This window comes from Tabrizicola sp. TH137 (genome assembly GCF_002855575.1).
In the GTDB taxonomy this organism is placed as follows: Bacteria; Pseudomonadota; Alphaproteobacteria; order Rhodobacterales; family Rhodobacteraceae; genus Paragemmobacter.
Genome location: NZ_PKRQ01000024.1, coordinates 1 through 9089, shown reverse-complemented (window position 1 = coordinate 9089; position 9089 = coordinate 1). Strand labels below are relative to the sequence as shown.

At 60.6% G+C, this 9089-nt stretch carries 7 protein-coding genes; all 7 read left to right on the top strand.

Translation table 11 applies throughout. From position 1 onward, the window contains the following. The first annotated feature begins 262 nt into the window (after nt 1-262). Entirely contained in the window at nt 263-1774 is a 1512-nt protein-coding gene (locus tag C0V75_RS22350) for a class I SAM-dependent DNA methyltransferase (RefSeq protein WP_101923187.1), read from the top strand. Continuing rightward, nucleotides 1771-2154 carry a hypothetical protein gene (locus C0V75_RS22345; protein WP_101923186.1) on the top strand — a complete coding sequence of 128 codons (384 nt, stop codon included), beginning with the start codon at nt 1771-1773 and terminating at the stop codon, nt 2152-2154. Before C0V75_RS22350 ends, C0V75_RS22345 begins: the two co-directional genes overlap by 4 nt. Further along, nucleotides 2154-3653: a class I SAM-dependent DNA methyltransferase gene (locus tag C0V75_RS22340; RefSeq protein ID WP_173861122.1), complete on the top strand. Its 1500-nt coding sequence runs from the start codon at nt 2154-2156 to the stop codon at nt 3651-3653. Before C0V75_RS22345 ends, C0V75_RS22340 begins: the two co-directional genes overlap by 1 nt. Continuing rightward, nucleotides 3646-4755: a restriction endonuclease subunit S gene (locus C0V75_RS22335; RefSeq protein WP_101923184.1), complete on the top strand. Its 1110-nt coding sequence runs from the start codon at nt 3646-3648 to the stop codon at nt 4753-4755. The genes C0V75_RS22340 and C0V75_RS22335 overlap by 8 nt, the downstream gene beginning before the upstream one ends. Next, nucleotides 4752-7715: a type I restriction endonuclease subunit R gene (locus tag C0V75_RS22330; protein ID WP_173861121.1), complete on the top strand. Its 2964-nt coding sequence runs from the start codon at nt 4752-4754 to the stop codon at nt 7713-7715. Before C0V75_RS22335 ends, C0V75_RS22330 begins: the two co-directional genes overlap by 4 nt. 2 nt (nt 7716-7717) lie before the next feature. After that, nucleotides 7718-8680, top strand: coding sequence for a hypothetical protein (locus C0V75_RS22325; RefSeq protein WP_101923183.1), 963 nt, complete (start codon nt 7718-7720; stop codon nt 8678-8680). Between the two features lie 220 nt (nt 8681-8900). Further along, a complete protein-coding gene (locus C0V75_RS23890; protein ID WP_173861120.1) occupies nt 8901-9050 on the top strand; it encodes a hypothetical protein in 150 nt (49 codons plus the stop codon). The last annotated feature ends 39 nt before the right edge of the window (nt 9051-9089 follow it).

Sequence of the window (9089 nt, the reverse complement as noted above, 5' to 3'; positions counted from 1 at the left end):
CGCGACGACAGACACCGCTCGGGGCGAAGAACGCTTGCCCAGCGAGCAAAATCAGGCGATCTTGAAGTCAAGCGGCAGGCCACTTGGGGAATGTCGGGTTCATACGCTTAGGTGGCCTGCGCGTTTGGACCTCTGAGCCTGTGGCTGAACTTAAGTGTTCCGTCGTGCGAATGCGCTAGAAAGTGATTGCCCCGCGACTTGAAAATGTCCCTAAACATGGGGTCAGATCGCAGTCAGCTATTGGGCATAGTTAGAACGGATAATGAGCGAGCTCTTGGAACAAGGATTTCAGCTGAAATCCGCTATGTGGGAAGCAGCAAACACGCTTCGTGGTTCTGCCCTCGATCGCACGGATTGGAAGGGCTACATCCTCCCCCTTCTGTTCTTCAAGCGCATCTCCGATGTGTGGGACGAAGAAACCGCCGAAGCAAACGAAGTCTATGGGGAGGCCGATCCGTCCCTGTTTCCGGAGGTGCACCGCTTCGTCTTGCCCGAAGGCTGTCATTGGAACGACATCAGGGCAGTCCCTGCAAACGTCGGTACGGCTCTTCAAACGGCGATGCTAGAGATTGAGCGAGCCAATCCAGACACTCTCTTCCGTGTCTTTGGTTCCGCGGATTGGGGCAATAGGGAGAAGTTCTCTGACGAATTGCTAAAGGACCTGATCGAAGGATTTTCTGAGATCAGGCTGGGCAACACTGCCGTCCGTACCGATGTGCTGGGCGACGCTTATGAATACTTGGTTGGCAAGTTCGCGGATGTAACTCGCCGCAACAAGGCAGGCGAGTTCTACACTCCGCGCAGCGTCGTGCGGATGATGGTTGAGATACTCGATCCGAAGGAAGGCGAAAGCATTTATGATCCCGCCTGCGGTACGGGCGGCATGCTCCTCGGAGCTATAGAGCATGTGGTGCGCAAGGGTGGCGACCCGAGGACTTTCTACGGGAAGATCTACGGGCAGGAGAAAAACCTCACCACCGCCGCAATCGCTCGGATGAATCTCGTTCTGCACGGGATTGAGGACTTCCAGGTGGCCCGTGAGGACACGTTGCGGAACCCGGCGTTCACAGACTGCAGCACGGGCGGCCTTGCCACCTTCGACTGCGTCATCGCGAACCCGCCGTTCTCGCTCAAGGAATGGGGGCGTGACCTGTGGGAGACAGATCCCTGGAGTCGCGCCCAGTACGGCATCCCGCCCGAAAGCTATGGCGACTACGCGTTCGTCCAGCACATGATTGCGTCGATGGCGCCCACCGGGAACAGCCGTATGGCGGTCGTCCTGCCACAGGGCGCGCTGTTTCGCAAATCGGCCGAGGGCTCAATCCGACAGGCCCTGCTGGAAAAGGACATGGTCGAAGCGGTGATCGGTCTTGCGCCGAACTTGTTCTACGGCACCCAATTGGCCGGGTGTGTCGTTATCTTGCGCCGTAAGAAGCCTGAGGCCCGCAAGAACAAGGTGCTGATCATCGACGCCTCGAGCCTTTTCCGCAAAGGCCGAGCCCAGAACTTCCTCGATCAAGAGCACAGCGACCAGATCGTCTCCTGGTACCGCGCCTTCGAGGATGTCGAGGACCGTGCAAAGGTCGCGACGCTGGGCGAGATCAAGGAGGAGGGCTGGACGCTAAACATCTCGCGTTACGTCCTGCCGCCTATCGGCCAGGACATCCCGCCGCTCCCCGAAGCCGTCGAGGCGTTCAAGACCGCGCTGGCCGAAGCCCGGGCGGCCGAGGATCACCTGCGCAAGGTGCTGGTCGACGGAGGATGGCTGCAGTGAGTGGTACCCAGCCAAATCTCTGCGTAGCGGAATGCGAAGAGCTAATCGCGTTCCTGGAAGACTTGTGCGCCGAGAGTGGTTCCGGTTCCTTTGTGCGAAATCTGTCAGGTCGGAACGAAAGGTGGGTATCCGTTCACGACCTTCTCCCTGATAAGAAAATCGAAACCCTTGACCGGTTTGCGTTCAGACCACTGAGAAAGAGCGATAGATTCAGTTCCGGCAACCTGAAGGTGCACTATGTGCTTGACGAGGATTTCGTGAATAACGGCTCTGCCATCGTGGTGTTCGCTCTCGTCGGTTCCCAGTGGACCCACGTCATCCACCTCCGGGATCAGAACGACTTCACGCCAGCAGAAAAATGGCTGGAGGGCCAAGAGTGATGGGCCAGCTCAGTCAACGCGAACTAGAAAGCTATCTCTGGGGTGCCGCCACACTGCTGCGCGGGTTGGTCGATGCCAGCGACTACAAGCAGTACATCTTCCCGCTCATGTTCTTCAAACGTCTATCCGACGTCTGGGACGAGGATTACCAGCAGGCGCTCGATGAAACCGGCGACGAGGGCTATGCCACCGACACCGCTAACGACCGCTTTGTGATCCCCGAGGGCGCGCATTGGAACGACGTCCGTTCCGCACCGCGCGATGTCGGGCGGGCTCTGCTGTCGGCCTTCCTCGCCATCGAAGCCGCCAACCCCGAACGCCTGCAGGGCGTCTTCGGCAACGCGAACTGGACCGACAAGGCCCAGATGCCCGACAGCACGCTGAAGAACCTGATCGAGCACTTCTCCAAGCACGACCTGACCCTCGCCGCCGTGCCCGAGGATGAGCTTGGCAATGGCTACGAATACCTGATCAAGAAATTCGCCGACGACAGCGGCCACACCGCGCAAGAGTTCTACACCAACCGCACCCTCGTCCATCTGATGGCGCAGATGCTGGAACCCCGGCCGGGCGAGAGCATCTATGACCCCACCTGCGGCACCGGCGGCATGCTGATCTCGTGCTTGGCCGAGGTGAAGCGGCGCGGCGGCGACATACGCACCACCGGCCTTTACGGGCAGGAGCTGATCACCATCACCGCCGCCATCGCGCGGATGAACCTGGTCATCCATGGCGTGGACGATTTCCACATCGCCAGCGGCAACACGCTGGCCACGCCCGCCTTCGTGCAGGGCGACCGGCTGCGCACCTTCGACGTCGTCCTCGCTAATCCGCCCTATTCCATCAAGAAATGGAACCGCGGCGCGTGGGAGCAGGATGCCTGGGGGCGCAACTTCCTTGGCACCCCGCCGCAGGGGCGGGCGGATTACGCCTTCTTCCAGCACATCCTGTCGTCGATGCACCCAAAGACCGGGCGCTGCGCGATCCTGTTTCCGCATGGCGTGCTGTTCCGCAATGAAGAGGCCGAGATGCGGCGCAGGCTGGTGGAATCCGACCGCGTCGAATGCGTGCTCGGGCTGGGGCCGGGGCTTTTCTACAACTCGCCGATGGAGGCCTGCGTGGTGATCTGCCGGTCGCAGAAGCCCGAGGCGCGCAAGGGGCGGATCCTGTTCATTGATGCGGTGGCCGAGATTGCGCGCGAACGGGCGCAAAGCTTTCTGCGCCCCGAACATCAGGCGCGCATCCTGGCGGCCTATCACGCCTTTGCGGATGATCCCGGCTTTGCCGCGGTGGCGGATGTGGCCGATGTGCTGGCGGCCGACGGCAACCTGTCGATTGCCCGCTATGTGAAGCGGCCCAAGGCGGCGGTGGCGGGCGGTGCAACGCTGGCGGCGACCTGGGCGGCGTTTGACGAGGAAGGGCGCGAGTTCTGGACGGGCATGGACGCGCTGGTGGACATGCTCGACGGTCTGACGCCTGCGGAGGAAGCCGATGCTTGAGCGGCCGATTTCCAAGGTAGGGTGGACGCGTGTGGCCTTTGGCGATGTGGTGCGCCTGTCGAAAGCGCGGGTGGCCGATCCGGAGGCGGCCGGGATCGAACGTGTCGTCGGGCTGGAGCATATCGAACCCGGCGACCTGCGCATCCGGCGCTGGGGCGACGTGGCCGATGGCACGACCTTCACCACGCTGTTCAAGCAGGGGCAGGTTCTGTTCGGCAAGCGCCGCGCCTATCAGCGCAAGGTGGCGGTGGCGGATTTCGAAGGGGTCTGTTCCGGCGACATCTATGTGCTGGAACCGGCGAACGACCGGCTGATGCCCGAACTGCTGCCTTTCCTGTGCCAGACCGACGCCTTCTTCGACCACGCCGTCGGCACCTCGGCCGGATCGCTGTCGCCGCGCACCAACTGGACCAGCCTCGCCAGTTTCGAGTTCCTGCTGCCGCCGATCCAGGAGCAGGCGCGGTTGGTGGAGGCGCTATCGGCGTTCCGAACGTTGCATGAGAAGCTCAACGAGGCAACTCTATCGTCGCAGATGCTTCGCGAAGCGGCTTTCGCAAGCGCCATTTCCGACTCTACAATCGACCGGGAAGAAATCGGCAAACTTGCGAAGTTTAGCAGCGGCAAATTGATAAGGGTTTCAGACCTTCCAAAAAGCCGCAGCGAATTGTTTCCAATTCCAGTTGTGGGTGGCAATGGTGTCGCAGGTTATTCAGACCAGCCGCTTGAGGAGGTGCCCAGTCCCTGCATCGCAATCGGAAGAGTTGGTGAATATTGCGGTGCCGTTCACTTCATCGATGAGCCCTGCTGGGTGACGGATAATGCGCTGTATGTGAAGTCGCACAGTGACCGCCTTAAGTCCCGCTATTTTGAGTTGTGCCTACAGAACTTGCATCTCAACGGGCACGCCACAGGTGGCGCTCAGCCATTGATGACACAAAGCATCATTAATAGGTTCAAAATCCCAGTTCCGACTGTCGAAAAACAACACGAAATCATTTCGGCTGATTTGGCAATTACGGCTAGTCTCGACGCTGTGCTTCGAAGGCTTGCGTCTGTTCGCTATCTTGGAAAAGAACTCCTTCTCAAGTGTTTTGAATCATGATCTTCACCGAAGCCAACACCGTCGAAGCTCATCTGCGCGACCTTCTCACGGGCGCGGTCTCGGCCCGACCGGCGCAACTCTCCATCGGCCTTGCCCGAACGGGCGGCAGGATCGCGGGCCTCGGCTGGCATTACATCGCCCCCGCCGATCTGCCCCGCCAGCCGCAAGAGGTGCTGGTCGAACCCCATCTGCGCGACGCCCTGATCCGCCTGAACCCCGACATTGCCGCCAACCCTGGCCGGGCCGATGACGTGCTCTACCGCCTGCGCGCCATCGTCATGGGCGCGCGGTCAGACGGGCTGGTGAAGGCGAACGAGGAATTTGCCGCGTGGGCACTGGGCGAACGCTCGATGCCCTTCGGCGTGAATGGCGAACACGTCACCATCCGCCTGATCGATTTCGACGAGATCGAAAAGAACAGCTTCGTCGTCACCCAGCAGTTCATCATCCGGGCCGGGAAGACGGAAAAGCGCGCCGATCTGGTGCTGCTGGTCAACGGCATTCCGCTGGTGCTGATCGAGGCGAAGACGCCGGTGCGGTCCAGCCAAAGCTGGCTCGACGCCGCGTTGCAGGTGCATGACGACTATGAGCGGAACGTGCCGGAACTGTTCGTGCCCAACGTCTTTTCGGTGGCGACCGAGGGCAAGGAGTTCCGCTATGGCTCCGTCCGGATGCCGGTCGATATGTGGGGCCCCTGGCGCGACGGCGACGGGCCGCAAACGATGGGCGCGGTGGAAAAGGCCGCCACCTCGATGCTGCGCCCGGCGATGGTTCTCGACATGCTCGACAGCTTCACCGCTTTCGCGACGCAGAAGGGCAAGCACCGCATCAAGATCATCGCCCGCTATCAGCAGGTGGACGGCGTCAACAAGATCGTCGCGCGCGTCGTGGCAGGCCAGCCGCGCAAGGGGCTGATCTGGCATTTCCAGGGGTCGGGCAAATCGCTGCTGATGCTGTTCGCTGCGCGCAAGCTGCGGCTGCACCCGGCGCTGAAGAACCCCACGGTGCTGATCGTGGTGGACCGTATCGATCTGGACAGCCAGATCTCCGGCACCTTCTATGCCGCCGACATGGCCAACATGGTGCGCACGGAAAGCCGCAAGGAACTCGCCGATCTGCTGGCCAAGGACGCGCGGAAGGTGGTGATCACCACGATCCACAAGTTCGCCGAGGCCGACGGCGTGCTGAACGACCGCGACAACATCATCGTGCTGGTGGACGAGGCGCACCGCACACAGGAAGGCGACCTGGGCCGCAAGATGCGCGACGCCCTGCCGAACGCGTTCCTGTTCGGCCTGACCGGCACGCCCATCAACCGCGCCGACAAGAACACCTTCTACGCCTTCGGCGCCGACACCGACGATGGCGGCTACATGAGCCGCTACGGCCTGAACGACTCGATCCGCGACGGGGCGACGAAGGAGCTGCATTTCGAGCCGCGGCTGGTGGACCTGCACATCGACCAGAAGGCCATCGAGGAGGCCTATGCCGAGCTGACGCAAGGCCTGACCGACGAGGACCGGGATCGGCTGGGCAAGGCGGCGGCCAAGATGTCGATCTTGGTCAAGGCGCCGAAGCGGATCAGCGCGATCTGCGGCGACATCGCCAAGCACTTCCAGGAGAAGGTCGCCCCGAACGGCTTTGGCGCACAGGTGGTGACCTTCGACCGCGAAAGCTGTCTGCTTTACAAGCAGGAACTCGACCGCCACCTGCCGCCCGAGGTCTCGGACGTGGTGATCTCGGTCAACAGCAATGAGCCCGAATATGCAGCCTTCAAGCGCGACCGCGATGCCGAGGAGAAGTTGCTCGACCGGTTCCGCGATCCGAAGGACCCGCTGAAGATCATCATCGTGACGTCGAAGCTGCTGACCGGCTTTGACGCACCGATCCTGCAGACGATGTACCTCGACAAGCCGCTGCGCGACCACACGCTGCTGCAGGCGATCTGCCGCACAAACCGCCCTTATGGTGAGCAGAAGACCCATGGCCTGATCGTCGACTACCTCGGCATCTTCGACGACGTGGCCCAGGCGCTGAAGTTCGATGAGGAGGGCGTGCAAAAAGCGGTGTCGAACATCGCCGAGCTGATCAACGCCCTGCCGACCGCTCTGCAGAAGTGCCTCGCCTATTTCGCGGGCGTGGACCGGAGCCTGACCGGCTACGAGGGCCTGATCGCCGCGCAGGAGTGCATCTCGAACAACGACCTGCGCGATGCCTTCGCGGCCGACTTCAGCGTTCTGGCGCGCATATGGGAGGCGCTGTCACCCGATCCAGTTCTGACGCAGTACGAGACCGGCTATCGCTGGCTGGCGCAGGTCTATGAGTCCTTGAAGCCCTCTAGTGGCACAGGGCGGCTGCTGTGGCATCGGCTGGGCGCCAAGACCATCGAGCTGATCCACGAAAACGTCCATGTCGATGCGGTGCGGGATGATCTCGACACGCTGGTTCTGGATGCCGAACTGCTGGAGGCGGTGCTCGGCAACCCTGACCCGGAAAAGAAGGCCAAGGAAATCTCGGTCAAGCTGGCGGGCCGCCTGCGGAAACATGCGGGGAACCCGAAGTTCAAGGCGTTGGGCGAGCGCCTGGAGGACCTGAAGAACCGGCATCAGCAAGGTCTCCTGCTGTCTATCGACTTCTTGAAAGAGCTTCTGGCGCTGGCGAAAGACGTGGTGAAGACCGAACGCGAGACGCCGGAAGAAGAGGACATCGACCGTGGCAAAGCGGCGTTGACCGCGCTGTTTGAAGAAGCCCGGAACGGCGACACGCCCGTGATGGTCAAGCGAGTCGTGGATGATATTGATGCCATCGTCCGCGAGGTGCGTTTCGAGGGATGGCAGGCGACCCATGCGGGCGAGCGCGAGGTCAAGAAGGCCCTTCGCCAGACACTCTTTCGCTACAAGCTGCACCAGGACGCGGAGCTGTTCGAGAAGGCATACGGCTACATTCGCGAGTATTACTGAACATGAAAGAGTTGCTCGACAATGCGGTGCTTTCGATCGAGCTCGGAGTTGAGGACTACCAGACAGGCGACGAGCGCCGCGTGCTCTCCGCTATCCGGAACCTCTACGCCGGCGTCCTACTGCTATGCAAACAGGTACTTTGGAACCTGTCGCCGCAAGGAACAGACGGCTCACTGATCTACAAGGATCTCGTTCCGCGAAAGATCGATGGCCGTGTTCTCATGGTGCCAAAGAAGCCACACCGGAACACGGTTGACCGACAACAGATCGAGGAGCGTTTCAAGGAGCTGGAGCTCAATCTCGACTGGTCAAAACTCCAGGAGCTTGCTCGGATCAGAAATGATGTCGAACATTTGTTCATGACGGTGAAACCTGCGATTGCGAAAGAAGCTCTTGCTTCGGCCATGCCTGTCATCGAGCAGCTGTTGGTGGAGCACCTTCAGGAAGAGCCCGCACATCTCTTCAGAGATGATGTCTGGAAGTCCCTACTAGAGAATAAGGATGTTTTTGATCAGCAGCAGGCGAGATGCACTGAATCGTTCCGAAACATGAACTGGGAGTTCGAGACCCTCGTTGAAGCGGTCAAAGAACTCAGGTGCTCGAATTGTGGATCCTCTTTGGTTCGGCAGATTGATTCCGACAACCAGAGCTTCGAGGCGATGGCGATCGATTGCGCGGAGTGCGGCGAGGCGTTGGATCGTGAGGATGTTTTCGAGGCTGCAATCGGCGAGACTGTGGCAAGCGACGCATACATCGCCATGACGGACGGCGGAGAACCGCCAGTCACAACCTGTCCTGAGTGCAATCGAGAAAGCTGGGTGAATGGAGAAGGTTGCGTCCTCTGCCCGGGCGCTGATCTGACATGTTCAATGTGCCGAGAGGAGTTCAATCCAGACGACTTCAACTATGACGCCGGCATGTGTTCATACTGCGCATACCGAATGGACAAAATCATGCGCGAGTAGCCCATCCGGCTTCTTCACTGTCGCCACCCGGCAACGTTCGATCTCTGTTCGAAGTGACCTGAAGGATGATCCGTCCGGCTGCGAGGCGACGAGCAGGATCAGCACCCCGCCCTTCGCGATGGCGAAACTTGCCCCCATTTCGGTCAGCGTCGGAGCACCTGTATCGACCCAGTGAAAATCTGCTCATGCTACAAAGGAGAAGGTAGCGATGAGTGTGACGATGGACGACAGCATCAAGCGGTGGACTGCGAAGCGTAAGACGGCGCTGGTGGTCGAGATCATTCAGGGCAAGACGACGGTGGCAGAGGCCAGTTGTGTTTCGGCGTGCAATTTTGACCCCCTAAGGCGGGGTATCGGCGTCCAATTTTGACCCCCCTGACGTTCTGTCAGACCGTTCGTTGCGAGGCAG

Excerpts from the sequence above, each read along its gene's own strand:
- C0V75_RS22335 (WP_101923184.1), top strand. The coding sequence starts at position 3,646 with ATGCTTGAGCGGCCGATTTCCAAGGTAGGGTGGACGCGTGTGGCCTTT.
- C0V75_RS22325 (WP_101923183.1), top strand. The coding sequence starts at position 7,718 with ATGAAAGAGTTGCTCGACAATGCGGTGCTTTCGATCGAGCTCGGAGTT.
- C0V75_RS23890 (WP_173861120.1), top strand. The coding sequence starts at position 8,901 with ATGGACGACAGCATCAAGCGGTGGACTGCGAAGCGTAAGACGGCGCTG.
- C0V75_RS22330 (WP_173861121.1), top strand. The coding sequence starts at position 4,752 with ATGATCTTCACCGAAGCCAACACCGTCGAAGCTCATCTGCGCGACCTT.
- C0V75_RS22350 (WP_101923187.1), top strand. The coding sequence starts at position 263 with ATGAGCGAGCTCTTGGAACAAGGATTTCAGCTGAAATCCGCTATGTGG.
- C0V75_RS22340 (WP_173861122.1), top strand. The coding sequence starts at position 2,154 with ATGGGCCAGCTCAGTCAACGCGAACTAGAAAGCTATCTCTGGGGTGCC.